The sequence below is a fragment of the Acidithiobacillus caldus ATCC 51756 genome, from assembly GCF_000175575.2.
GTDB lineage: Bacteria > Pseudomonadota > Gammaproteobacteria > Acidithiobacillales > Acidithiobacillaceae > Acidithiobacillus_A > Acidithiobacillus_A caldus.
This window is the reverse complement of record NZ_CP005986.1, coordinates 1,207,279-1,231,308: the sequence shown is the minus strand read 5'-3', so window position 1 is coordinate 1,231,308 and position 24,030 is coordinate 1,207,279. Positions and strand designations below refer to the sequence as shown.

General features: G+C 60.7%; 22 protein-coding genes. 12 read left to right on the top strand and 10 right to left on the bottom strand.

From position 1 onward, the window contains the following. Window positions 1-16: 16 nt before the first annotated feature. The 9 genes from ACAty_RS16390 to ACAty_RS06010 all read left to right on the top strand — a co-directional run bounded on the left by ACAty_RS16390 (window position 17) and on the right by ACAty_RS06010 (window position 7,635). Entirely contained in the window at window positions 17-703 is a 687-nt protein-coding gene (locus ACAty_RS16390; protein ID WP_226047750.1) for an SPOR domain-containing protein, read from the top strand. Between the two features lie 171 nt (window positions 704-874). Then, window positions 875-1,297: a chemotaxis response regulator CheY gene (gene cheY / locus ACAty_RS06045; protein ID WP_004871942.1), complete on the top strand. Its 423-nt coding sequence runs from the start codon at window positions 875-877 to the stop codon at window positions 1,295-1,297. Beyond that, on the top strand, window positions 1,294-1,755 hold the full coding sequence (locus ACAty_RS06040; protein ID WP_004871940.1) for a hypothetical protein: 462 nt from the start codon (window positions 1,294-1,296) through the stop codon (window positions 1,753-1,755). Before cheY ends, ACAty_RS06040 begins: the two co-directional genes overlap by 4 nt. Window position 1,756: 1 nt before the next feature. Further along, complete coding sequence (locus ACAty_RS06035; RefSeq protein ID WP_004871938.1) at window positions 1,757-3,682, top strand: chemotaxis protein CheA; 1,926 nt, start codon at window positions 1,757-1,759, stop codon at window positions 3,680-3,682. After that, window positions 3,679-4,299: a hypothetical protein gene (locus ACAty_RS06030; protein ID WP_004871936.1), complete on the top strand. Its 621-nt coding sequence runs from the start codon at window positions 3,679-3,681 to the stop codon at window positions 4,297-4,299. The genes ACAty_RS06035 and ACAty_RS06030 overlap by 4 nt, the downstream gene beginning before the upstream one ends. Then, complete coding sequence (locus ACAty_RS06025) at window positions 4,277-5,029, top strand: oxygen-binding di-iron domain-containing protein (RefSeq protein ID WP_004871934.1); 753 nt, start codon at window positions 4,277-4,279, stop codon at window positions 5,027-5,029. Before ACAty_RS06030 ends, ACAty_RS06025 begins: the two co-directional genes overlap by 23 nt. A 17-nt stretch (window positions 5,030-5,046) precedes the next feature. Continuing rightward, window positions 5,047-6,000, top strand: coding sequence for a chemotaxis protein (locus tag ACAty_RS06020; protein ID WP_004871931.1), 954 nt, complete (start codon window positions 5,047-5,049; stop codon window positions 5,998-6,000). A 12-nt stretch (window positions 6,001-6,012) separates the two neighbouring features. Beyond that, complete coding sequence (locus ACAty_RS06015; protein WP_004871929.1) at window positions 6,013-7,350, top strand: methyl-accepting chemotaxis protein; 1,338 nt, start codon at window positions 6,013-6,015, stop codon at window positions 7,348-7,350. 18 nt (window positions 7,351-7,368) lie between these two features. Next, the gene (locus ACAty_RS06010; protein ID WP_004871928.1) at window positions 7,369-7,635 is read left to right on the top strand and encodes a hypothetical protein; all 267 of its coding nucleotides are present in this window, start codon (window positions 7,369-7,371) and stop codon (window positions 7,633-7,635) included. 37 nt (window positions 7,636-7,672) lie between these two features. Here the strand turns inward: ACAty_RS06010 and ACAty_RS06005 are convergent, their stop codons facing one another. Next, on the bottom strand, window positions 7,673-8,266 hold the full coding sequence (locus ACAty_RS06005) for a hypothetical protein (protein WP_226047749.1): 594 nt from the start codon (window positions 8,264-8,266) through the stop codon (window positions 7,673-7,675). A gap of 439 nt (window positions 8,267-8,705) precedes the next feature. Between ACAty_RS06005 and ACAty_RS06000 the strand changes: the two genes are divergently transcribed. Both ACAty_RS06000 and sppA read left to right on the top strand, forming a co-directional pair. Further along, window positions 8,706-9,701, top strand: a complete 996-nt coding sequence (locus tag ACAty_RS06000; RefSeq protein WP_004871925.1) for an aldo/keto reductase — start codon at window positions 8,706-8,708, stop codon at window positions 9,699-9,701. Between the two features lie 249 nt (window positions 9,702-9,950). Further along, window positions 9,951-11,786 carry a signal peptide peptidase SppA gene (gene sppA, locus ACAty_RS05995; RefSeq protein ID WP_004871922.1) on the top strand — a complete coding sequence of 612 codons (1,836 nt, stop codon included), beginning with the start codon at window positions 9,951-9,953 and terminating at the stop codon, window positions 11,784-11,786. A 106-nt stretch (window positions 11,787-11,892) separates the two neighbouring features. Here sppA and ACAty_RS05990 read toward each other — a convergent pair whose 3' ends face one another. The 4 genes from ACAty_RS05990 to ACAty_RS05975 all read right to left on the bottom strand — a co-directional run bounded on the left by ACAty_RS05990 (window position 11,893) and on the right by ACAty_RS05975 (window position 17,374). After that, on the bottom strand, window positions 11,893-12,678 hold the full coding sequence (locus ACAty_RS05990) for a glucose 1-dehydrogenase (RefSeq protein WP_004871920.1): 786 nt from the start codon (window positions 12,676-12,678) through the stop codon (window positions 11,893-11,895). Further along, entirely contained in the window at window positions 12,665-15,040 is a 2,376-nt protein-coding gene (locus tag ACAty_RS05985) for a glycoside hydrolase family 15 protein (RefSeq protein ID WP_038472686.1), read from the bottom strand. Before ACAty_RS05985 ends, ACAty_RS05990 begins: the two co-directional genes overlap by 14 nt. A gap of 40 nt (window positions 15,041-15,080) precedes the next feature. Further along, a complete protein-coding gene (locus tag ACAty_RS05980) occupies window positions 15,081-15,950 on the bottom strand; it encodes a DUF1641 domain-containing protein (RefSeq protein ID WP_004871915.1) in 870 nt (289 codons plus the stop codon). Between the two features lie 131 nt (window positions 15,951-16,081). Then, a complete protein-coding gene (locus ACAty_RS05975; protein ID WP_004871912.1) occupies window positions 16,082-17,374 on the bottom strand; it encodes an NAD(P)/FAD-dependent oxidoreductase in 1,293 nt (430 codons plus the stop codon). A 334-nt stretch (window positions 17,375-17,708) separates the two neighbouring features. Here ACAty_RS05975 and ACAty_RS05970 point away from each other — a divergent pair, with 334 nt between their 5' ends. After that, the gene (locus ACAty_RS05970; RefSeq protein ID WP_004871908.1) at window positions 17,709-18,644 is read left to right on the top strand and encodes a sulfur oxygenase reductase family protein; all 936 of its coding nucleotides are present in this window, start codon (window positions 17,709-17,711) and stop codon (window positions 18,642-18,644) included. Window positions 18,645-18,744: 100 nt separating this feature from the next. Here the strand turns inward: ACAty_RS05970 and ACAty_RS05965 are convergent, their stop codons facing one another. The 5 genes from ACAty_RS05965 to rluC form a co-directional block, all read right to left on the bottom strand. Continuing rightward, entirely contained in the window at window positions 18,745-19,956 is a 1,212-nt protein-coding gene (locus ACAty_RS05965; protein ID WP_038471775.1) for a hypothetical protein, read from the bottom strand. Between the two features lie 337 nt (window positions 19,957-20,293). After that, complete coding sequence (locus tag ACAty_RS05960; protein ID WP_004871903.1) at window positions 20,294-21,304, bottom strand: ABC transporter ATP-binding protein; 1,011 nt, start codon at window positions 21,302-21,304, stop codon at window positions 20,294-20,296. Further along, window positions 21,304-22,107, bottom strand: coding sequence for a molybdate ABC transporter permease subunit (locus tag ACAty_RS05955; protein WP_004871900.1), 804 nt, complete (start codon window positions 22,105-22,107; stop codon window positions 21,304-21,306). Before ACAty_RS05955 ends, ACAty_RS05960 begins: the two co-directional genes overlap by 1 nt. Before the next feature lie 256 nt (window positions 22,108-22,363). Continuing rightward, entirely contained in the window at window positions 22,364-23,035 is a 672-nt protein-coding gene (locus ACAty_RS05950; protein WP_004871899.1) for an HAD-IA family hydrolase, read from the bottom strand. Further along, entirely contained in the window at window positions 23,032-23,982 is a 951-nt protein-coding gene (gene rluC, locus ACAty_RS05945; protein ID WP_004871895.1) for a 23S rRNA pseudouridine(955/2504/2580) synthase RluC, read from the bottom strand. Before rluC ends, ACAty_RS05950 begins: the two co-directional genes overlap by 4 nt. Between the last annotated feature and the right edge of the window lie 48 nt (window positions 23,983-24,030).

Genomic DNA, 24,030 nt, shown 5'->3' with positions numbered 1-24,030 from the left:
GCTGAGGAGGAAGGGAATGCGTAAGGGGGAATCGACTCTGGAGCGCCGTCAGGCAGGTCTGCGCTGGGCCATACTGGGGTTGATGCTCCTGGTGCTGGGTATCTGGATCTTCAATGCCTGGCCACATCGTCAAAATCCCCCAGTCCGGGCGGCGCAGGGAACGGCCAGCTCGAGCGTATACCTGAAGTTGCCGCCGGTCTCCGCCGCGCGCACACCCTCTACGGCGGCTAGCGAAAGCTCGGTCGCGGTGGGCGGGACCGCTGCAACGACCTCGTCGCAGCCCGCCGTCGCAGGATCGGAAACTCAGCCAGCGAGTCCACTGCGTTCCCCCGCCACCAAGACCACGACGGTACCGTCTCCTGCCACAGTCCCGATGCAAGCACCGGCGCCGGAGCATACCGCGAAAACTGCGGCCAGCAAGAAGACGTCCGTCGCTTTACCGGGAACCACCTGTAGCGTTGCCGGCTGGTACGCGCAGCAGGGAGCCTTTGGACGCCTCAGTCAGGCCACAGACCTGAGCAATCGTTTGCGTCAAGGCAACTTCAGTGTCTGCATTGGCAATCTGCCCGCCAACGCCCTGTATCGGGTGCTGGTGGGACCCCTACCGAACCGGCAAGCGGCAGCCGCCGTTGCCGCCCGTATTCACCAGGACAAGCTGACCCGGGATATGGGCTACCCCCAGTATTGGTCGCCGCCACAGTGAGGCAAACGAGGCCCCGAGCGAAGCCGCCCACGGGCGGCTTCAGTTTTTTGACGTTCGTGTCGTTTTTACAAAGCGTGACAGGAAGGTGCGTCGAGAACGGGGAATGGAAGTTGCTTATCACCCGTGGACGCCGGCTCAACACACCGGAAATCGAGGAGGAGCAGGAGCAGTATGGGGCTCGACCAAGTAGACAAGAGCATGCAGATCCTGGTGGTGGACGATTTCTCCACCATGCGGCGCATCATCCGCAACCTGCTGCGCGAACTGGGCTTCAGTAATTTCGACGAGGCCGAGGACGGGGTCCAGGCATTGCAGAAGCTTCGGGCGAAGCCCTTCGATCTCGTCGTTTCCGACTGGAACATGCCGAATATGCAGGGCATCGATCTGCTGCGCGCCATCCGTGCCGATCCCAGGCTCCGGCATACACCCGTCCTCATGGTTACCGCCGAGGCCAAGCGTGAAAACATACTGGAAGCGGCCAAGGCGGGCGTCAACGGCTATATCGTCAAGCCCTTCAATGCGGAAACGCTCCGCGAAAAGCTGGATGCCATTTTTCGCCGCCTGCAACAGGCGGCGGCGGAGGTGCAGCAATGACTTCCGGAAGCTCGGGTGATCTGCTCGGAGGGACCGAAAACCTGCTACGGGAGGGGCTGCGACGCTTGGGGGCCAGCGCGGAATTATCGGGAGCCCATCAACCTCTGCGGGAAGCTTTGGAACTCACAGGGAAACAGACTCTGGCGACCATCGCTTACGTAGAACACGGTCAGGCGCTGCTGAGGGACCTGCGCCAGGGAAACATCCCTGCAGATTCCGCCTATGACGAGCTGGAGGCGGTGTTCCGACAGATCGTGGCGAGTCAACAGGGCCAAGATCTGGCGGGTCAGCGTCTGCAGCAGGCTCTGGCGCTTCTGCAAATGGTGGAGCACCGAATACGTTTGCTGCTCGCCGACGCTGGTGTCGCCGCGCCAACAGACGTCAACGATACGCAGGCCGATACCGTTGCCATGGGACAGGATGACGTGGACGCCATTCTGCGCGATCTAGGAATCTAGGGTGGATCGGGAAATCCTCGAAGACTACCTGCCGGAAGCCCGTGAGCTTCTGGAACAGGCTCAGGATATGGCCTTGCGGCTGGAAGCGGACCCGCAGGACGACAATATTCTGGCGTCACTTTTCCGTGCTTTCCACACCCTCAAGGGCGGCGCTGGCTTTCTCGAGGCCACTGCCTTGGTGGATTGGGCACACCACCTGGAGGACCTGCTCGATCGGCTGCGGGAGCATGCTGTGGCCGTAACCCCGGCGGTCATCGATGGCATCCTGCGCGGCATAGATGTCATCGCCGACATGTTGAACACCCTGGCCCTGGGAGAGGAGCCAAGCCCTGGACCCGAGGAACTGGCCAGGACCATACGCGAGCTCACTGCCGCACGCGCACAGAACGCGGCACAGCAAACCCCTGCAGTCGCCGACGCACCCGCGCCAGGAACAACGACGACGGCTAGTGACGAAATTTCCACCGCCGATCTTGCGGCCGCACTGGGGCGACTCCAAACCGCCCACGCCAGCGAAGAGCAAGGTCAGACGACGGACGAGATCTCTCAGGAGGAATTCGAGGCCTACCTAGATAAGCTCTATGGCGACGGCGCCCCGGGGCTGGGTGGAGCCTCGCCATCCCCATCGCCGGCACCGAGCCCAGAGCCTGCCGCCCTGGTCCGGGATGAGCAGGCAAACGCTTCGCCACCAAGCCATGCCAAAGCCGTGCATTCGCCCCCCACAGCCAATGAATTTGGCGAAAGTACCCTGCGCGTGGATGCGCAGCGCCTGGATGCCGTCATGAATCAGGTCGGGGAACTGGTGCTTCTGCGCAATCGCCTGACGGCGGCGGCGGCCAAGATCCTCGACGGTGACGAGGATATGGCGCGGATCGCTCGCGAAATGGACCTCACCGTCAACGATCTGCAAAACACCGTCATGCGGCTGCGCATGCAGCCCTGCAAGAGGCTGTTTCAACAGCTACCGCGGGTCGTTCGGGACGCCTCCCGGCAGTTGGGTAAAGAGGTTCGTCTGGAAATCGTCGGTGAGGAGGTGGAGATCGACAAGACCGTTGTCGACGCCCTGTCTGCGCCCCTCACCCATCTTTTGCGCAACAGTCTCGATCACGGCATCGAATACCCAGCCGAGCGCGAAGCATTGGGAAAGCCCAGAGAAGCTCGAATTCGCGTGGCTGCCGTCCATCTTGGTGACAAGGTCCGGATCGAGGTCAGCGACGATGGACACGGCATCGACGCCCAAAAGGTCGCCGCCAAGGCCGTGGAAAAGGGCCTGATTACAGCGGAGCAGGCAACACGTTTGAGCGAGCAGGACGCCATCGAGCTGATTTTTCGGCCAGGCTTCTCCACCAACGAGCGGGTGACGGACATCTCTGGCCGCGGCGTCGGCATGGATGTAGTCCGCGAAACCACCCGTGCCCTGCGCGGACGTCTCGATCTCACCACCCAGGCCGGACAGGGTACTACCGTAGCGCTGGAATTTCCGCTCACTCTGGCGGTGTTACCGGTGCTTTATCTGCGCCTGCGGCGCGAGATCTATGCCCTACCCATTTCCAGTATCAACGGTCTTCTGGATATCGATCCGCGGCGGCAACATCACCTGGGGGGGCAGAGCGTCTACCGGGTGGACAGCGATAACGTCGTGCCTCTGGTGGATCTCGGCCAAATCTTGCACCAGCGGCCACTGCGACTGGGCGTGGAAGCCAGTGAGGGGGTGCTGACGGACCGAGGACTCCTGCTGGTTTCCGAAGTCCTCGGTACCGAGGATTCGGTAGTCAAAGCTCTGGATTTTCTCTCGGATCCCAACTGGTATCAGGGTGCCACCATCTCCGGACAAGGCCAGGTGGTTCTCATTCTTGACCCTGCCAGCATCGTTCAGAAGGCGCTGGAAGCCGCCACGGTGCAATACACGCGGGAGACCCTGCCATGAAGATGGATGCCGTGCTGCAACTGGTGGATGCCTCCTTTCAAGCCCAGCGGGACATGGAAAAGTCCCTGCGCGACATCGATCGGAGGGCCCTTAACGCCATGATACTGGTGAAACGCCACGGCAAGGCCTTGGCCGGTTACGGCGTCGTCGCGCAGGCCTTTCGCGAGCGCGCCGCCAGGCTTCGGGAAGCCGCAGCCCGGCTGCAGGCGGACATCGCTCCGCTCATCGAAGTGCAGATGCGCATACTCCAACACGGTCGGCTGCAGGACAGCATTCTGGAGATGGAGCGCCGGCTCGGCATCCGCGGCACTCGCTGTGCGTCACTGAGCGACAGCCGAAAAGCCTGGACAGAGCGCATCCTTGGGGAAGAGGAACAGGCCCACCTCATCCTCCGCCGACTTCTGGCAACGGTAGAAAAGTTACTGGAAGGTATCGAGGAACAGGAATACGTGGTTACCAACGGTCGCATCGAGGCCGCACTGGTGGAAGCCGTTGGCGCCCCGCTGATGCGCGTATCTAGGGACATGGGTGAGGCGGTAGCGGCGGTCGCCGATGCCATCCGGCGCTACAAGACCCAATTGGAGAATCTGGCTTATGAAAGCAGCCCCCGTATTTGAGTTTCACGATCACTGCTGGTGGATCATCTATGACCAGGAGGAGCGCCGGGTCATCGATTCCAATGTTTACGTCATGGAATCCAAGGGTCAAGCGCTCATCCTCGACCCAGGCGGCTTCGAAATCTTCCCCCAGGTTTTCGCAGCCCTCATGGAAATCCTACCCCCCAGCAGTCTGCGTGCCGCATTTGTCTCTCACCAGGATCCGGACATCGCCTCCAGTCTGCCCCTGTGGAATGCCTGCAACGCCCAGATTCAGTGGCATGTGCCGCGACTCTGGGAGGGCTTCATCCGTCACTACGGGGCATTGGATGCACCTTTGCACGGTATTCCCGATGAGGGCGCAGATCTGGTCATCGGCGGTCGCCGTTTGGAATTCATCCCCGCGCACTACCTGCACTCCTCGGCCAATTTCCACGTTTACGATCCAGAGGCCAAGGTGCTTTTCTCGGGCGATGTGGGCGCTGCCCTATTGGGCCCCGGACACGGTCCCTACGTCGATCGCCGCGATCAGTCCGGCAAGGCCTTTGCCGAACACATCGCCCGCGCCGAGTATTTTCACCGTCGGTGGATGCCCTCCAACGCTGCCAAGAAAGACTGGATAGAGCGGGTACGCAAACTGGATATCGACCACCTCTGCCCACAGCACGGGGCCATCTACAGCGGGGCCAACGTCGAGCGCTTTCTCGACTGGTTCGAGGCCTTGGATGTGGGAAGCGCCCTTTCCATTTGATATCTGGAGCCCGAACCATGAACCCCGTCCTACGCGATGTCGATGAGCGTGCCCAGCTGGCGGGCACCAACAAGTTTGAACTTTTGGTATTCCGTCTGGGTAACGATGCCCACAGTGGCAGCCGGGAGCTATTCGGTATCAATGTGTTCAAGGTGCGGGAAGCCCTGGTCATGCCGCGCATCACGCCTATGCCGGGCGCACCACAACACGTCCTGGGGGTGGCCAACATTCGCGGCCAGATCCTGCCCGTCATCGATTTGCCGGCGGTGGTGGGCTGCAAGGTCGAAGAACGCAATATTCTGCTGGTGACGGAATACGAGCGCTCGGTACAGGGTTTTGCCGTCGAGGACGTAGACGAGATCGTGCGTCTGGAATGGTCACGAGTGCTCTCCGCCGAAGGTGCCGCAGTGGGTGGCCTGGTGACGAGCCTGGCACGACTCGACGAGGATGAAGAGACCTCGCGTCTCGCCCTGGTGCTCGACGTCGAGCAGATTCTTCGGCAGGTGCTGCCGTCGCGTTTTCGCAGTGGCGATGAACTGAGCACGCACAGCGCCGTGCAGATCCCGCCGGGCTCCGTCATTCTCTACGCCGACGATTCTGCCGTCGCCCGCCACCAGATCGAAAAGGCACTTACGGCGCTGAGCCTGCCCTTCATCGCCACCAAGACCGGTCGTGAGGCCTGGGACCGGCTCCTGGAACTGGCTAGCGCCGCCAAGTCCGCCGGTGTCCCCATTCGTAACCGCGTTGCCATGGTACTCACCGATCTGGAAATGCCCGAGATGGACGGCTTCACCCTGACCCGAAAAATAAAGGAAAACGAGAGCCTACGCGATTTGCCGGTGGTCATTCACTCCAGCCTTTCGGGCAGTGCCAACGAGGCGCATGCCCACGGTGTGGGCGCCGATGGCTACGTCGCCAAATTTTCGCCGGACGATCTTGCCCGGGCAGTCGTCCGCGCCATAGCATCTTGAAGGAGACGCACCATGCCCACCGATACCAGCTCTCTGTTGTCCCTGCTCCTCGCCTGTCTCGACGGCGATGACGATGCCGCGGCGCTCGTTCGCGAAGATCCCGAACTGCAGAACAGTCTTTTGCCTTTGTGCCGCTGGCAGCGCGGACCCTTGCAGCGCGACAGTCGCACCACCGATCGCCTGTTGAAGGTGCTGGAACGTCTCGGCGCCATCCACGACCTGGATCACACCTGCGATCAGAACCTGGGGGAAACTGAGGTGGATCTGCAATCCCTGCAAGCCCAGGGTCATGCCTTGTTGGCCTCCATCCAAGAAACGGCACACAAGCTAGAAGAGAGTCAGGAGCTAGCTGCGGAGACCGTGCGCGACGTGCGTCTCGGCAATGAGCGCCTGTCTGAGCTCATCGGCGAAATGGACCTCGTCGAGCAGAGCGTGGTGGCCATGGGGAAAACGGTTCAGGCCTTCCTTCAGCAGACCCGGACCATCACCAACCTGGCGCTCAAAGTTCAGGAGATTGCCAAGCAAACCAATCTGCTCGCACTCAACGCCGCCATCGAGGCAGCCCGCGCCGGCGAGCACGGTCGTGGCTTCGCAGTGGTGGCGGACGAGGTCAAGAAACTGGCGCAAAGCTCCGCCGCTGCGGCTAGCGAAATCCGGAATTCCGCCGCCGCCATCAGCGAAGGCGCTGCCTCCGTTGATCAGGGCGTGAGTACCAGCATCCTCCACCTACGTCGGGGCGGCGATTCTCTGGAGACCGTGGCGGAGGTTCTGGGCATGGCCAATCGGTCGGCGCAAAAGACCAGCGACGACATGGCCGCCATCGTCCTCTCCCGAGCTCAGGACAACGCTGCGGCCGAGCTCATGACCAGTCATCTGGAGGCCCTGGAGCGGACTACCGAAGCGCTGCGCAGCGCTTACGCCAGTCTGGCCACGGAACTCGCTGGCATGGATGAGGAGTTGCAACAGCTCGGGACGGGTCCCGAGCACAGCGACATGCCGCTGATCCTGCGCCTCAACCAGATAGGCATGGCGCAGGCCCTGTGGTTCTGGCAGCTGCGTGCGGCCCTACTCGGCCATGGTGATGGCAGTGTGGACAGACTGCTTGGCTCCGGTGATGCGTTTTTTCAGGAGCTGCAGGCTGCCATGGCCGGCGAGCGTGGCAAGCAGGCCCCGGAACTGGTCGCTATACAGCAATTGCAGCAACAGATTCGCCAGCTTGCAGCGGCCGTCGCCAAAGTCGCAAAAGAACCGGATGCGAGTGCCAGTGGCCTAACCCAGTTGCAAAAGCTGGAGCAAAAGCTGCAGCAGCAGTGGCTGCAGTGGCGCGAGCGTGTCTTGGTGAGCCTGTAATCTCTGGCAGGGTGGCGCGTGGCCAAGAAAAAAACACCGCCCGACGAGAACCCGAGCGATCGCCGCGCACTGCGGCCGGCGGTAAAGGGGTGGGCGTTGACTCTGGCGCTGGCCATCGCGCTGGCGCACGGTCCCTGGTTGGCCGTCGACGCCCAAACGCTACAAACCCTCCCCTGGTGGGGAGGGCTGTTGCTGGCAACGCTGCGATTTTTCCTACTGTGGTTCTGCGCTCACATCCTCATCCGTATCGCCCTGCACCTGATAAACCAGTGGCGGTCCGAATAGATCGAGGCCAGGAGCGTATGGGGCAACCCGCAGCCCGTCAGGCCATCATGGCCCGGCGCAGGAGCCAACTCATGATGAGCATGCCCAGACCGAAGGCTGCCGAGAAACCGATGATGATCCAGTTATAGACGGCAGTACCCTCACTTGGCGCTACGGCGAACATGAACTGCAGGGCAACGGCCAGTGCAAGGTAAGCGCCGGAACCGACGATGAGCAAGAGTTCCTTGTTCTTCACCATCTTGAACACCCATACGCCTTCGATCACCCCGGCGAGGGCCACCCAGACGAAGACCGTAAGGAGTATGGTCGTCATGGAGCCGCCCTGCAAAAAGAGGGAGATGGCAACGATTCCGGCGAGGATGCCGATGACCCCTTTGAAAGCAATGGCAATCCGATTGAGCGTGCTGCCCGGAGAGTGACCAGCGGCAACGGTCAGCGCGTAGGCGCCATCAAAGAATACATAAATCGAGAAGAACCATACCAGCAGGTGGATGGTATCCCTGAAATCCAGTAGTGCCGCCAGAACGAAGGCGAATGCGGCTAAACCGCGCAGCGCCAAGAGCGGGGCTGAATAGAAACCACCACTACGCCGCACAAAGGCTGGTGATGAGGATGTAATTGTATCGTTCATGTTGCACCTCGACTTTGACCATTCCTGATTTGAACCTGAACTCCTCGAACCTGCACGAGCCGAAGAACTTTGACACGGCTACCGAAAGCAAAAGCATCACGGGGACCATACCTATACCGCATATCCACTTGCGATTGCCGTCATGACGCGCTTTCGATTGCCTTTAGTGTAGTCGTCCCATTGTCCAATGAGCAAGCCTAAAATAAGCTTCATAACAAAGATTTCTTTTATATAAGATAATAATTATAGGGTACTTTACTACATCTAATATAGGAGTATTTTGATTCTCTGATCGGGATAATCCGGGTGGTTAGCGTGTCGTGCGTGGTGCCGGTCCAGCGATGGGCAGCGGTGCCTCATCTTTTTTGCTATACTTAGGATACCGTTATCCGGATAACGGTAGATACCGAACTGTGTTTTACGGGATAGAGGAGCCATTATGGAATACGCCGATATCGCCTCTCTGCACCAAGTATCAAAGATCGCCCTGGGCACTTGGGCCATTGGTGGCTGGATGTGGGGGGGCAGCGATGAGCGAGACGCCATGGCTACCATTCATCGCGCCCTGGACCTTGGCATCAACGCCATCGATACGGCCCCCGTCTATGGTTTTGGCCGCGCCGAGGATATCGTGGGTAAGGCGATCCGTCAGATTCCTGTCTCAGAACGGCCCTACGTTGCCACCAAAGTTGGCCTCACCTGGCGAGATGGCAAGGTCTTCCGCGACAGCCGCCCGGCGCGACTGCGGCAGGAGGTAGAGGACTCCCTGCGCCGCCTGGGGATCGACCACATCGATCTCTACTTCGTGCATTGGCCCGATCGTCAAAGCGATTTTGCGGAAGCGGCGCAAACCCTGGAGTCCTTGCGCCGCGAGGGCAAAATTCGAGAGATCGCAGTCAGCAACTTTCAGCCTGCGGATATGCAGAAATTTCTCCAGGGAACAGGTATCGCCGCCAACCAGTTACCCTACAATCTATTTGAGCGCGGAATAGAAAAAGAGATCTTGCCCTTCTGTCATGAGCGGCGCATCCCTATCGTCGCCTACGGCGCGCTCTGTCGCGGTCTATTATCGGGCAAGATGACCGCGGGGCGCACCTTCGACGGGGATGACCTGCGCCGTGTCGACCCCAAGTTTCAGGCTCCACATTTTCAGCACTATCTGGCGGCGGCAGGGCAGCTGGACACCCTCGCCCATCGCCTCGGCCACAGTCTGCTTGGTCTTGCGCTGCGTTGGCTGTTGGATCAGCCAGATGTAGTCTGTGCCCTCTGGGGCGCACGGCGACCGGAACAGCTAGAAAATCTGGAGGAGGCCTTGGGCTGGCACCTGGACGCCGATAATCTCCGCGAAATCGACGACATCCTCCAGAAAAACATCCCCGATCCCGTCGGGCCGGAATTCATGGCACCGCCGGAGGAACGCCCCGCAGATCTTTGATGTCCCAGAGCTGCCGCGTAAATACGGGACCGGGCGCAGTGTAGGCACGTCTTTACCAGAGCATGGGGGCACGACGGGGTAGGCGTCTTGCCTGGTACTGAGGAATCCTGGCATAAGCGCCGTGGGCGGCATGGCGTCAGGGGGCTTTTCCTTGCCCGCTCCTGCCGGCTTCCACTATGCTGTGGGCTGATGGCGTCCTGGCGATTCCCAGATCCACCAAAACGAATGGCTGCAAGGAGGTAGACCCCGATGTCCGGCTGGCGCAAACCCTTCCTCTGGATCGGCCGCTTTTTGCACTGGGTTCGTCTGACCCTGCTCAACCTCCTCACGCTGTTCATCCTGGTCATTGCTGCCGTCGTCGTGGTCAAGCTGCTGCAGCCGGTAGCCCCCCTGCCCAAGGACGGCATCCTCACGATCGCGCCCCATGGTACCCTGCGCTATGCCGAGGCCAGTCCCTGGGCGGACTCCTTCCCGGGTTTGGGCCAAAACCAAGCTCAGGATGTCGTGGTGCACCGATTGGTCCGTGCCATCGACGCAGCGGCCAAGGACCCCCACATTCGCCTGTTGGAACTCAACCTCAGCGATTTTGGCGGCGGCAGTATCACCCAACTCCAGACCGTGGCCAAGGCGCTGCAAACCTTCCGCGCAAGCGGCAAGCCCATCTATGCCTTTGCGCCCAATTACAGTCAGGCCAGCTATTTTCTGGCAGCCCAGGCCAACCAGATTTTCCTGCCGCACCTCGGTGTCGTCCTGTTCACCGGATTTACCACCAAGGGACTCTATTTCAAGGACTTTTTCGACAAGATCGGCGTCAGGGTCTACAGTTTCCGCCAGGGCAAGTACAAGTCCGCCATGGAACCTCTCATCCGCAACGACATGTCCGCCGCAGCGCGGGAAGAAAACGAGGAGTGGCTCAGGGTCTGGTGGCACAGCTATGCCGAGGGCATCGCCCAGGGCCGTCACATTCCGGTGACGCAGGTGGATCGCTACGCCACTCAGCTCCCGGAGCTCATCCAAACGAGCAAGGGGAATGCTGCGCAGCTAGCCCTGTCGGAGGGCCTGATCACTCGACTGGGGGACAAGCAGGATTTTGAGGCTGCAATGGCCAAGGCTCTGCAGCAACCGGAAAAAGATCTGCAACGGGTCAGCCTCGACGCTTTTCTGCAGAATGTGCCGCCATCGGCGAACCATCCGCAGCACCAGATTGCCGTCGTCCCCATCGACGGTATGTTGGTACCGGGTGACGTCGAAAAAGCGGGCGTCGTCGCTACAGAACCCACCGTCGCCCAACTGGACGCCCTACGCAAGGACAAGGCGGTCAAGGCTGTGGTCCTGCAGGTCAGCAGCCCCGGCGGCGATGTGACGACGGCCGAGGCCATTCGCAAGGCCATCCTGCGTCTGCGCAAGGCGGGCAAGCCCGTGGTGGTCTCCATGGGTAGCCTGGGCGCCTCGGGGGCCTACTGGCTGTCCACGGGCGCCGACGAGATCTTCGCCGAGCCCACCACCATCACCGCCGACATCGGGGTCTTCATGCTCTTTCCCGATTACTCCGGCACCTTGCACAAGTTGGGTATCACCGTATCGGGTGTGAGCATGCCTGCCGGCGGTGCCCACCCCTCGCCCATGATGCCCCTGACGGATAGCGAGCAGAAGGCCTATCAGGCCGTGGTGGATTACCTCTACCACCATTTCGTGAGTCTCGTGGCCACGGCGCGCCACCTACCTTTTGCCCAGGCCGAAAAAGATGCCCAAGGCCGCGCCTGGAGCGGTATAGCCGCCTACCACATGGGCCTCGTCAACCAGTTGGGTGGCCTGCAGGAGGCCATAGCCGAGGCCGCCAAGCTCGCCAAACTCGAGCCTCATCATTACGATGTGCGCTATCTACCCATTCCCGAAAAGATCTCCGTGCAGAACCTGCTGGGGAATCTCGCCCTGGGCATCCTGCCCCAGGGGATGCTGGATCTGGGCCTCGGGGGCAGTGCCCTATGGAAGGATAGCGAACTCACGCAGATGCGTACCCTGCTCATGGCGGCACGGCCCTACGGATTCTTCTCGTACCTACCCCTGGACCCCACCATTCACTGATAGCCAGGAGGCACGGATCGGGCCTTGCACTCGGTGGCCACTGTAGGGCCATGGTCTGTCGAAGTCGTTGGGGTGAGATCGGGAGGGTGGCTATCCGCTTCGGTGTTCAGCCACCGTGGCGGAAGTCGGGATAAATGAGCATGCCGCCATCCACCGCCAAGGTAGTACCCGTGATATAGCTCGCGAGGTCACTGGCCAGAAAGGCAATGACCTGAGCCACCTCTTCCGGCCTTCCCAGCCGCCCCATGGCGATCTTCTGGTCCAGATCCTTGAGGCTGTCGGGATTGCCCCAGACGCTGGCATTGATGGGCGTCTGGATGGCCCCGGGGGCAATGGCAACGACGCGTATACCCCTGTCTGCCGTTTCCTGAGCCAGAGTCTTGGTGAACATGGATAGCCCCGCCTTGGCACTGGCATAGGCGCTGTAGCCTTCCCAGGGGATGAACTCGTGTACCGAAGTGACATTGATGATCACCCCCCGTCTTGCCTGCTCCATGAGGGAGACGGCCGCACGGGCGCAGTAGTACGGACCGAGGAGATCGACGGCGATGACTTTTTGCCAGGCGTCGGGCTTGTCCGCACCCACCAATTGGCGCGGTCCGTCCATCCCGGCGTTGTTGACCAGAATATCGAGCGCACCGAAATGCCGGTGCGCGGCGCCGACGAGATCCGCGACGGCGTTCGCATCGGCTACATCGGCACCAAAAGCCTCCGCCTCGCCACCTTGCTGGCGGATATCTGCGACGACGCCCGCCGCACCCTTGGCGTCCTTGCCATAGTGGACGGCCACCCGCGCACCTGCTGCCGCCAAGGTCGTGGCGATGGCCCGACCGAGGCCACCGCTGGCACCGGTCACCAGAGCTACCCGCCCATGCAGGTCAATGTTCAGCATCTTCAGCCTCCACGACGCTCAAGGAAAAATCCTCGCCCAGCCAGGAACCGTCGTCCTGCCACTGGATGGTCCACTGCAGTTCGGTACCTACAGGCAACTTCTCTGTGGCCAGGAACGCCACTTGGCCCAGATCCCAATCCTCGCTGACGGTGTCCTGTATCTCGCGCCAACCGTTGATTCCCCAGTGCACCCGGAAAGGTCGGTGCAACAACACCCGCAATTCCTGCCCCACGCGCAGGCGACGCGGACGCTGACGCAGGCGCCACAGGCGATAGGACAACTCGGGCCGCTTTCCCTGATAGCGAGCCCAGGTGGCCGAGGGCCGATCCACCGGCATCTTGGCAACGACGCTATGGCAGAGTTTGATGAATTCGCCGTGGGCCCAGACCAGCGGCATGGCCGAACCGCTGGGCTGACCGGGGAAAAGCCCCTTTTCGGGGATGGGATCCCGGTCCCAGACCTGTTCCGGAAGCAGCCCCCCCACACCGGTCATGGCCGTCATCGTCTGCAGGTATGGGCGGACATCCTCTCCGGCAAGCAGGGCGTAGTGGCCGCGCTCACCCACCAAAAGCGGCCAGCCACGTCCGATGCCGGTGCCGTCGAAGGGGCTGCCATCGGCGTGCTCGCCGTAGCCATCGCCGTTGTAGCGATGCCATACCGGTCCATTGGGGGTGTCGCAGCGCAACACCGCATCCATGACCTTGACCGAGTCGACGATGTGCGGGTCGTCCGCTGTGCGTAGGCCGAAGCGGACCAGCTGGAGGAAGTCTGTGGCAACCTGCTCACTGGCCGGCAGGTGAGGATCGTGGGCACGATTCTTGATTTGTACCCATTCGTCCTTGGCGCCATCCTGTACCAGGATATCCTCAGGTGCTATGCGCAGATAATAACCGCGGACGCCGTGGACCCGGGCCAACTCGGTATCGCGGACAAAGGTCCAGTCCTCGAGCCGGGCATTCCAGTAATCGGCCACCATCTGCGCGCAGGCACCCGCCTTGCCCCCCAGAAACTCAGCCCCCTCGATCAGGGCGGCAATGACGACGGCCAAGGTGAAGGGGTTTACGCCGGCGTCCTCTTCCCAGCGATCCTGCCCGGTCGTCGGCCCCTCCCGCAGGATGAAGGCCAGCGCCCTGCGCACCATGTCGTCGACCAGGATCTCGCCCAGCGCCCCCTGGTCCCGCAAGAGTGCCGCGAGGATGACGGGAAAGCCGGCCTCATCCAGTTGAATTCCCTGCCAGAAGGGCTTACCGCCCAGCCACTGATTCTGCAACCAGTGGCCATCGGCCTGCTGGGTGCTGATGAGGTAGCACAACACCTCCCGTGCTTCCTCCACCATCCCTGCCGCCAGCGCCGCCCCGGCGCTTTCCACGAGATCCCGAGACCAGACCAGATGATAGCCACCACGACTACTGCTAGCCTCACCCCAGGGTACCGAAAGACTGGCCACCAGCGCCCCGGGGAAGGTGCGGTCGGCGTGCACCTTGAGCACATTCTTGGAGCGGCGGTAAAGATTCTGCATGGCCGGCGAGAAGCGGCGCCGAAAACCGCGCGGCGTCTTGTGCATACTGTGCCACTGCAGCCAAGCACCCTGATATTGCTCACGAATCTCAGCGAAACCTTGGGTGAGGCTTGCCCAGGCATTGGTGGCCGCTGCCTCCTTGCTCGTCCCTAGACCCAGGGCCAGGGTACCACGGTGAGGAAGCTCTCCGGCCATGGCCACCTCACCGGGGCCTGCCGCATCGTAGTGCCAGGTCATGACGCCACTGTGCTGGGCAAAGTCCTGCCAAAGGTCGCTGGCGCCCACCTCACCGACACTGCGGCGCCCGTAGGCCGGTTTACCCTCGGCATCGCGACAGAGCAAGGCGAGTCCAAATGGCCCCTGCTCTGCCCAGAGGAGTTCCCGGCCCTCCCACTCCCCCGTCCAGGCACGATTGGCCGTCGCATCACCACCCAGTCGAGCGGCGCAGAGCGCAAAGCACTGGAGAGAGGGCTCGGCCTCCAGATCGTAATCCAACAGCAGCACATCCCGCTTGGGATCCGCTACCACCGAAAAACGCAGACGAAACCGCTCGTGAAGGTGCTCGATGACCGGTAAAGGTACCTGACTGTCGGCCAGACTTTGGTTCCAGTTGGGATTCGTCTTGATTTCCAGCCAGAAACCGTCACCATCGCTGATCAAAAAACCCAGATCGCGAATGGCAGGAACATCTATGCGCGGGTAAAAGACCTCCGTGACAATGCCACGCCCGATGGTAAACCACAGGCGACTGGGGCCCAGGGCGGTACCTACCAGGCTTTTTTGCGCCGTGGCCCAGACCGGATGGGAACTTTGCGCATGGGGAGCGGGTTCTGTCGCGGACATGGGGACCTCTTCGGTGGCCAAGACTCCACTTCAGTCTAGACTATCCTGCCGCAGGGGAACGGGCTCGGATTACCCCCGACTTTTCCAGATAGACGGGCAGAGCCGCCACGACCCGCATACCGCGCTGAACCTCCGGGTCCTTGAGCATGTGGTACAGCCCACTGATTCCACCGCGATGATCCCCCTTGGCCGCGTGCTCGGCGCTCTCCGCCAGGGCGTGGGAGAGGGAATTGCCCAGATGCACGAGCGCAGCAAAACTATTCAACAGCGGATTCTCGCGATTTTCCTCGATGAGATTACCGACTAGAGCCGACAGATCGATGGTTTCCGCCAGTAGTCCGATCTGCTCGCTAAGATCGGCAAGCCGCTCGAGATTGCCGTCCTCCTGCAAGCGCCGCAGAAGCTTCAAGGTCGCGACGACGGACTCATCGGCGCGGGTCTCTTCCCACAGATCGCCAGCCCGGCGCAGGGCGCGCGCCAGATCCTGACCTGCGGCACCCTGGAGAAAGTGGATCAAAGCCTGGACCTTGGGCAGGAGGTCGGCAAGGCTCCGCCCCGCCGCCACGAGCTCCTCCAGCGGCACGGATTTCAAGATCTCCAGGAGTTTGGGCAGGAGGGGACGCAGAAGGTCCAGGCTCTCCATCACGAATGCCGCATTCTCCCGCAGCAGCCGCAATACGCCAGCCGCACGCAGGGCCTGCACCGTCTCCAGTAACTCACGCAGGCTCTCGTCCAGCGCGTAGCGCTCGTTCCAGTCGCCTGCCTGCACGGCCAGACGCATGGGCAGCGCCGCGACGGGGCTACCCATCAACGCCTCCATTCCCTGCGCCAGATCCCCCAGGCGCGCGAGTCCCGCCCATTGTTCCGCTGTCAGATTGGGGGCCGCTCGGCTTTCTTCGGTTACTGCCATGGCAATTCTCCCTGTTTGGATTAGGCAAAACCGGAAGGAAAGGGTCTTGCGACCCTCCCCTCGGTCCAAGATGCTCCGGGTCCGCCTGCGGATACCGACTGCGCCGCCTCCCGGGCGGACCCAAGGCAGCGTCAGGCGGCGAAAAGTTTCTCCGCCAGCAGCTTGGAAGCGTCCAGGCCCCACTCCGGCATCTTACCCCGGGTCTTGAAGAAGAGGTTCTTGTACTGCATCTTCAACAAGAACGGCACGTGCCCCATCTTCAGCACCTGGTCGGGTCCGCCAAACCAACTGTTGGAGCGGATGTAAAAGGCTTGGTTGGCCCCCATGTCGCCAATGCAGTAGACCACCGGCTCCAGCGGCTTGTCCGCCTCCTCCGCCGCCATGCGCCCCACGTCCTTGGCAATCTGCTTGCCGACGATCTCGCCCTCGGCGTGGCCGATGCCCCCCAGCTTGGGCACGGTGATGGCCGCCGCGTCGCCCGCCGCAAACACGTTGGGGTACTTGGGATTGCGCATGGTGACGTCGGTCACCACAAATCCCTCGCTGTCGCTGATGGGCAGGCCCTTCAGGAAATCGTGGGGTACCCAGTCCGGGAAAACGAGCTTGAGTTCGGCTTCCACGCTCTTGCCGTTGGCAAATTCCACGCCCTCGTGGGTGATGCGGGTAATGTCTTGGGTCTCGTTGAGGTAATGGAAACCCATGCCCGAGGCGATCTCCAGCAGCTTGCCCACGACCTGCTCACCGGCATCCTCGGCGATGAGCTTGGCGGGTGTGAACACCGTGATCTTGTCCGGACCACCCTTGCCGTGCTCCTTGAGCCAGGTAGCCATGGACAGCATGGTCTCGACGGGCGGACCCTCGCAGGCGGCCTCGGCACTCGGGAAGGCATGACCACCATAGAGTTTGATGTCCTTGGTGCCATCGCCCTGGTGGAAGCGCGCCGACCCGATGGCCACCGGGCCACCCCGATATTCGTGCTCGAGAAAATGCCGGAGCTTGTTCCCATAGTAGAAATCGGTGCAGGTATGACCGTGTTCGGCAAAACCCTCGATCCGATCGAAAGCAAGGCGATTACCCACGGCGACCACCACATAATCGTAGTGCATGGACTCCGGCGCCGCTCCCGGTCGCTCACTCGGCACGAAATCGATCCGCTTGGCGTCGGGATCCAGGGCTTGCACTTCCGCCTGGATAAAACCGATATCGTCTTCTGCTAATGTCGAGCGCAGATCCATGCTCAGCGTCTTGGCCGGATCGCGTCCTTCAAAGACCTCCGCTGGAATGTTCGGAACAAACAACAGAAAATTCTTCCGATCGATGACCGTGATGCGCACGGCATCGCCGGCAAATTCCCGAATCTTCTGGGCCGCACCCAGCCCGGCGAAATTTCCCCCCAAAACCACTACATGAGGCTTGTTGCTCATCACATCCTCCTGTCTGTTGTATCACTGCATCAAACCGTCACGCCTCACTCACTCTAGACCGGATTCGTCTTAGAGCAAAGCGCCTGTAAATCATTCACTGCCAGTGAGACCGCCATGAACTTGCAAAGTTCCAATGCACCCTGACCTCAGGATATATGCCGGTATTCTTATTCTTTTTGTAATAATTTGCGAATATCCTTAAGTCGGAAGCAAAATTTAAAAAGGACATATTGAATTACGCGAAAAATATTTGACGTAAGGGTTTGACAGAAATAATAACCGCGCCTAGGATGAAAAGGGAAGTAATTTTTTTGGCTATCAGCTTGGAGGCAATGTGGACAAAAATCCTATCGTCGCAATCAATCAATCCAAGGTCGTCAACCGTCCCGAAAGTTTCGCAACCATGATGAAAGTAGGCCCGAAGGTATGTATCACCACTGCCTCTCACCCGGGCTTTCTGGGTTTCGAGCAACTCCTGCAGACGGGTATGCATCCCATGGCCGGTCGTTATGGCGGTGGTGCGGTGGACATGCGCGACACCATCAACCCCATGGCAATGTATCAGTATACGGTGTGGCAGGATGTCAAATCGCACGAGGAAATGCACCACGACAACTTCAAGGAAATTTATGAATTATGTGGCAGCTGTCTCGATATGGTCATCGAAGGGCCGTGGGAGCCATATTATGAAATTGTACGTTCCGATTTACCCAGGATCATGGGTATGACGGACGTGCCGGCACAGTTAGGCGCGGCTTTCGCTGCCCAGAAGCCGGTTTCTAAAGTTGCCCTGGCCAGCCAACGGTGTATCGCCCTTGGTGATCATTGGGTGTCGGATGGACACGAAAAAGACTTTGAGAAGGGCGCTGTCGCCACCCTCACCTGGATGAAGGAGAATATCCCCGGCATGGTCGGATGGATGATTCTCAAACAGTTCGGCGTATCGGCTATCGGTTCCTTCCAATTGGATCCTGAAGGAATGATGAAGGCGACTTTAGGAGCGAATCCACCGGCTTATGCCACCAACCACGGGACGGCCATACCGGACAAGCCACAGATCCCTGGTCAACGGCCAACGCAGTACCTGGTACACATGGAGTGGGAATCCCCGGAGATGGCGCACATGGGTATCGGCTATGCCATGGTGGATTATGAACTGCGACAAATCCACAACCATGGGGTACTCGCACACCTGGATCGCGGCCCATATTACCTCTTCTTCGCACCCATGATGGAGCAGGGGCAATGGCGGCGCAAACTTGTGCTCTGACCAAGAGCCCAAGACCATCGCACCCGGAAACGGGGCAGGTCGTCGCTTGGACGGCCTCGCAGTGAAAAAAGGCGTGTTTACCAACACGCCTCACTGCCCTCTAGCCAAAGCGAATGAGTGCAAGATGCGCCGCTGCCGCTATCCACTTCAATGTAGCTTTGCGGTACTGGACAAGCGTTCTTGCCAATTCTCCGGCCTCTGAAGATTTTGCCAGGGTCATGGGTTCTTGCCGTATCAGCCGACGATAATAGTGTTCAGCACGATGCTTCCAGAACCGAACCTCTCTGCTATAGATAGGCATTCTAATCTTTTCGATACGCTCCTGCTCCTTCTCTTTGTAACCGTCTTGCTGTAATTTGAGCAAAATATTCTCCCTTTGCGCAGCGAGCTGAGCGTTTGCGTGCCTCTCTGCGCCAAGGATATCAAAAGGTATATTTACATAAACTCCGCCGATTACGGCAAGCTTTGTGCGACCTGCGCTGGGATAATAGGAGGGACGAAGGAACGCCTTGAATTTTACGTTCACGAAACGCAACCATCCAAGTTTCTTCTGATCACTGTAGTAACGTATGAGCCCTGCTATGCCCGGATGTTTTTGCAAAATCGAGCTCTTATGGATTTTTTCGGCTACGCCACGACCGGGCAGCCGGGGAATGAATGCTGGCAATGTTCGTCCCAGCAGTTCGGACAGTTTTCGCCTCGCTATCTGCGCATGCATCTTCTCCAGATACACGGTCAACTGAAAACGTCGGAACTGTGAATGACAGAGCTTTGACAGCCTATTCTCGTATTTTTTGATTCTTGACACTCTCGACAGCATGGCATCGGCTTCATAATGGCTCCAGTAGCTTAAATAATATTTGGCGACTTCCTTTTTTGTTTCTCGAAAAGCGCTATCGTAACTCGATATATCGAGGTAATAACGAGGCTGCGCACGATCAATTATGTGCTTAAGGTATTTGTTTCCGCCGAACAAGTAATATTTGAAACCAATTTTTGGTTTGGCAATATAGTTGCGCGGGATTCCATCGTAATTGAAATGACTGTAGTGCCCCACCTTGATTCGTCCCTGAAAAATCGCCGAGCTCTCCGCCTTGAGCATCCTGATGTTTTCTTTTGCTGCCGTAATGTCGTTATTTTGCTCTTTCAGTCTTGGCGTTTCGGTTATCCGGGATTCAAGGCTGCGCAAGCGAATGATGGGTTTCGCAAAGCTTGTGGCCGGCTGCAATAGCCCAAAGCCAAAGATCAAGGCAAGCGCTACCAGCGGCAGCGCCAGATTGCCCCCAGATTTTTGTACCCGTTTCTCGGGCACTTGATCTACCGTACAGAAAAAACGAGCGGTCATGACAGGTCAGGCAGGACCACGGCCATCGCCCGATGCTTAAAGACGTCCAACATAATACTTATAATCACTAAATGCGGCGGATATCGGTACATTAACACAAGAGGCTGGGTAAGACTAACGGCGGGCCAACTTGGCGTTACGCAAGGATTCGCGTTTCGGACTGCCGAGAAGACATGAGGAGGCTGACCAGCCAAAATGGCCATATGCATCCGATAATCTGTCCTCTCGGTCAGATATCATCGGCACGACGAATATCGCTGGGTCCGCATCGGCAGCTATGTAGCCCGCCCCGTCGGTGAGTTCTTCATAGTGACCAAAGCAAGAGCTCGCTGCTGGCAATATCCACCGCGAGGTGCCGGCGCGGGCCTGCACGCCAGAGCGCCTGCGGGATGCGTAGGGGGAGGTTTATGGGGGCAGTGCCATCCAGCCGCCAAAAAGATCCTTCTCGGTGGGCATTGCGGACCGTGAGTTCGAGGCGCTGATAACCGGGTGGGATGGCCCCCTCGCCTGCCAAGCGCACCTCCGTCGGGCGACAGCCGAGGCGCACCAGGCTCCCCTCACCCAGACTCGGGACTGCCAGACGGGCATCGAGACGCCGTGCGTCGACGACGACTTCTGCGGTATCCGCACTCTGCCCCAACGCCGCGATCCGGCCACGGCCGACCTCGACGTAACCAAAAAAGCGGCCGACCTGCGCGTTGCGGGGTTTCTCCATGAGGGCCTGCGCCGTTCCTTCCTGGGCTATGACGCCGTCCGCCAGAACGGCCACCCGATCGGCATAGAGACAGAGCTGTGGATCGTGGCTGACGGCGAGGACCGGCACCCCAAAATCCCGTACCTCACGCAGGAGTTCTGCGAGGATCTCGTCCCGGGTCGGTACATCCAGGGCCGAAGTCGGCTCATCCAGCAGCAATATCTCGGGGCCGCGCGCCATGGCTCGTGCCAATGCGACGCGCTGCTTCTGACCACCCGAGAGCTCCGCCGGATAGCGTTGCGCCAACTCGCGCAGCCCCACCCGTTCCAGAAGCTCCATGGCGCGTTGCCGAGCACCCTGCCGGGGCATCGGGTAGGCTACATTTTCCCAGGCACGCAGGTGGGGAAAAAGTGCGTAGCCTTGGGGCAGGTAGCCGACCCTGCGGCGGTGGGGCGGCAGGCCGGCGTAAGGCTCGCCCTCGGCTGCCGTGAGACCGGCAATGGCGCGCAGCAGAGTGCTCTTGCCCGAGCCGGACAGGCCGAGCAGCACGGTGAAGCCTTCTACCTGTAGGGATATCTGCAGGGCAATGGGTTCCGCCAGGCGGTAGGAGATATCCACCATCAGACCAGCACGCGTCGGCGGGAGTACAGGCCCAGAAACAGTGGGACCGGGATGGCCACCAAGAAAAAGAACCAGAGTAGAGGATAGACCGCCGACAATCCGATATCTTGTAGGTTCACCCAGAGCTTCACCGGGATGCCCTGGGGGAAGTAGGCGACGATCAGGACGATTCCAAACTCGCCCATGGCCCGCACCCAGGCCAGGGCGATACCGGCCGCGAGTCCCAGCCGGGCCAGCGGTAGGGTGACGTGCCAGAAAGTATACCAGGCATTGCGGCCCAGGCTGCGGCTGATGTCTTCCAGTTCCCCGGGGACTGCCTCGAAGGCGGCTCGTGCCGCCAGAACGAAATAGGGCATGGCCCCGTAGATCTGCGCAAGGATGAAGGCGGGAACGGAATTGGAGAGTTGCAGACCAAGGCGGGACAGTTGCAAGCCCAACAGGGAGTACGGACCGTAGAAGGAGGCCAGCAGAATGCCCAGCGCCAGGGGCGGCGTCAAGAGCGGCATCAGGACCAAGGCATCCAGCCACCAGCGGGAGCGCCGGTGCGCCAGCCACCAGGCCAGCGGTGTGCCCAAAACGACGACGATGACCACTGCCACCGTACTATAAAGGAAGGAAACTCGAGCGGCGCGCAGATCCCCCACGACGAAGTGAAAATGGCGCCAGTCGGTGGCAAAAACCAGGGCCGAAAACGGCGCCAGTATGAACAACAGTGCCAGTGCGCTGAGCAGCGCCAGAGGCAGATGTCCACCACTGGCCGCATGGCCTCGCGACGGGCTCCCCGCCCTGCCTCCGCCACTCACGCTGTTCCCATCCATCCAGCAGCCCAGCGCCGCACCCGCACATCCCATCGCCTGAGGATGGCGTACTGGTCGCTTGCACCGCGACGGACGCGACGGGACCGGAAATGAGCCCTGGCCTCCATCACGAATCCCCGCGGGCAAAGTGCGCAGGCGGAGGAGGAACGCTATGTATATGCATATATAACATGATTACGGTCCCATCGGGCCGTGTCAATGCCCGGAGCCGCGGTTAGAAAGCTGGTGGGCCTCGACTGCCTCAGGTTCTAGCGATGAAGTCCGGTAGCTGCGCAGGTCCCGAGAGCACGGCAAAGGCTCCCTCCCGCTCCAGGGTATGGACATCGTCCACCCCACAGGATACCCCCAGGGCTGCCATCCCAGCCGCGCGGGCCATGGCCACATCGTGGACGGTATCGCCAATCATCCACGCCTCTGAGGCCTTTCTGCCCGTGGCCGCGAGAATCTCCATGAGCATCTGCGGGTGGGGCTTGGAGCGACTCTCATCGGCGCAGCGCGTCGCGGCAAACAGTGGGCGTAGGGATGGGTGAGCGTCGAGAGCGCGATCCAAACCGCGGCGCGCCTTGCCCGTGGCCACCGCGAGCGTGAAGCCCGACTCCCGCAGGGATTTGAGGCTATCTTCTACCCCCGGGAAGAGGGGCGTGTCCTCCGGGTCCGCAGCAAAATAACAGCGTCGATAACCCTCCAGAATGCGGCTGCGCGCCCGCTCGTCCGCTTCGGGAGCAAGACGGGCAAGGGCGTCGCCCAGGCCCAGCCCGATGATGCTGCGATAGTCTGCCAGACTACGGCCGGGCAGCCCGGCATAGGCGAAGGCCGCCTCGAGACAGCGACAGATCAGGGCGACACTGTCCATGAGTGTCCCATCCCAGTCGAAAATCAAAAGACTGGGGCGTTCCGCCCGCGTGGCCGTCATGGCTCCGCCACCCGCAGACGCTGAAGGACGGCATCCAGATCGGCCGGCAGCGGCGCCTCGACGCGGACGATCCGCTCATCCCGCGGATGCGGAAAGGCGAGAAAGGCGGCATGCAGGAACAGGCGGCGCAAACCCAGAGCGCGCATGGCCCCATTGAAGGTCTCGTCACCGTATTTGGAATCCCCGGCAGTGGGGTGCCCGATGGCCTGTAGGTGCACGCGGATCTGATGGGTTCGACCGGTATCCAGTTCCGCCCGTAAGAGGGTTGCGATACCCAGGTCCTCCTCGCGATAGAAACGGGTCCGGGCAGGCTTTCCCTGGTCCTCATCCACCCGCACGATGCGCTCGCCGGACTGCAAAATGTTCTTGCGCAGCGGTAGCTTCACCACCCGCTCCGCGCCCTTCCAGCGCCCACCCACCAGGGCCAGGTAGCGCTTGTCCATGGCCTCCTCGCGCAGTGCCTGATGCAGGCTGCGCAGGGCCGAACGGCGTTTACTCAGCAGCAGACAGCCGGAGGTGTCGCGGTCCAGACGGTGGACCAACTCCAGCTCCCGCAGATCGGGACGCAGTTGACGCAGTGCCTCGATGACCCCGTAGCGGATGCCGGAGCCGCCATGTACCGCCATACCCGCAGGCTTGTCCAGCACCAGCACCCGATCGTCCTCAAAGAGCACCCGCTCGCGCAGGTCGACGGCGAGTTGTTCCGGGAGGCGTGGGACGGCCGCAGGATCGGCGCTGCGCACCGGCGGCAGACGCAGGACGTCGCCCAGGTGGAGATGGTAGTGGGGACGCGCTCGCCCCTTGTTGACGCGCACCTCGCCACTGCGCAGGATCTTATAGATATGCGAGCGCGGCACCCCCTTCAGCACCCGCAGCAGGAAATTATCCAGCCTCTGCCCCGCCTCCTCCGCCGTTACCTGCCAATGGCGTACGCCATTGTCCACCATGCTCACCTCCCGCCCCGTGCGTTTGCGATTCTATTCTCTTATGACATA

Bases quoted from the DNA above. Each gene is read 5' to 3' on its own strand.
- ACAty_RS16390 (WP_226047750.1), top strand. From the start codon at position 17: ATGCGTAAGGGGGAATCGACTCTGGAGCGCCGTCAGGCAGGTCTGCGC.
- cheY (WP_004871942.1), top strand. From the start codon at position 875: ATGGGGCTCGACCAAGTAGACAAGAGCATGCAGATCCTGGTGGTGGAC.
- ACAty_RS06040 (WP_004871940.1), top strand. From the start codon at position 1,294: ATGACTTCCGGAAGCTCGGGTGATCTGCTCGGAGGGACCGAAAACCTG.
- ACAty_RS06030 (WP_004871936.1), top strand. From the start codon at position 3,679: ATGAAGATGGATGCCGTGCTGCAACTGGTGGATGCCTCCTTTCAAGCC.
- ACAty_RS06025 (WP_004871934.1), top strand. From the start codon at position 4,277: ATGAAAGCAGCCCCCGTATTTGAGTTTCACGATCACTGCTGGTGGATC.
- ACAty_RS06020 (WP_004871931.1), top strand. From the start codon at position 5,047: ATGAACCCCGTCCTACGCGATGTCGATGAGCGTGCCCAGCTGGCGGGC.
- ACAty_RS06015 (WP_004871929.1), top strand. From the start codon at position 6,013: ATGCCCACCGATACCAGCTCTCTGTTGTCCCTGCTCCTCGCCTGTCTC.
- ACAty_RS06005 (WP_226047749.1), bottom strand. From the start codon at position 8,266: ATGAACGATACAATTACATCCTCATCACCAGCCTTTGTGCGGCGTAGT.
- ACAty_RS06000 (WP_004871925.1), top strand. From the start codon at position 8,706: ATGGAATACGCCGATATCGCCTCTCTGCACCAAGTATCAAAGATCGCC.
- sppA (WP_004871922.1), top strand. From the start codon at position 9,951: ATGTCCGGCTGGCGCAAACCCTTCCTCTGGATCGGCCGCTTTTTGCAC.
- ACAty_RS05990 (WP_004871920.1), bottom strand. From the start codon at position 12,678: ATGCTGAACATTGACCTGCATGGGCGGGTAGCTCTGGTGACCGGTGCC.
- ACAty_RS05985 (WP_038472686.1), bottom strand. From the start codon at position 15,040: ATGTCCGCGACAGAACCCGCTCCCCATGCGCAAAGTTCCCATCCGGTC.
- ACAty_RS05980 (WP_004871915.1), bottom strand. From the start codon at position 15,950: ATGGCAGTAACCGAAGAAAGCCGAGCGGCCCCCAATCTGACAGCGGAA.
- ACAty_RS05975 (WP_004871912.1), bottom strand. From the start codon at position 17,374: ATGAGCAACAAGCCTCATGTAGTGGTTTTGGGGGGAAATTTCGCCGGG.
- ACAty_RS05960 (WP_004871903.1), bottom strand. From the start codon at position 21,304: ATGGTGGATATCTCCTACCGCCTGGCGGAACCCATTGCCCTGCAGATA.
- ACAty_RS05950 (WP_004871899.1), bottom strand. From the start codon at position 23,035: ATGACGGCCACGCGGGCGGAACGCCCCAGTCTTTTGATTTTCGACTGG.
- rluC (WP_004871895.1), bottom strand. From the start codon at position 23,982: ATGGTGGACAATGGCGTACGCCATTGGCAGGTAACGGCGGAGGAGGCG.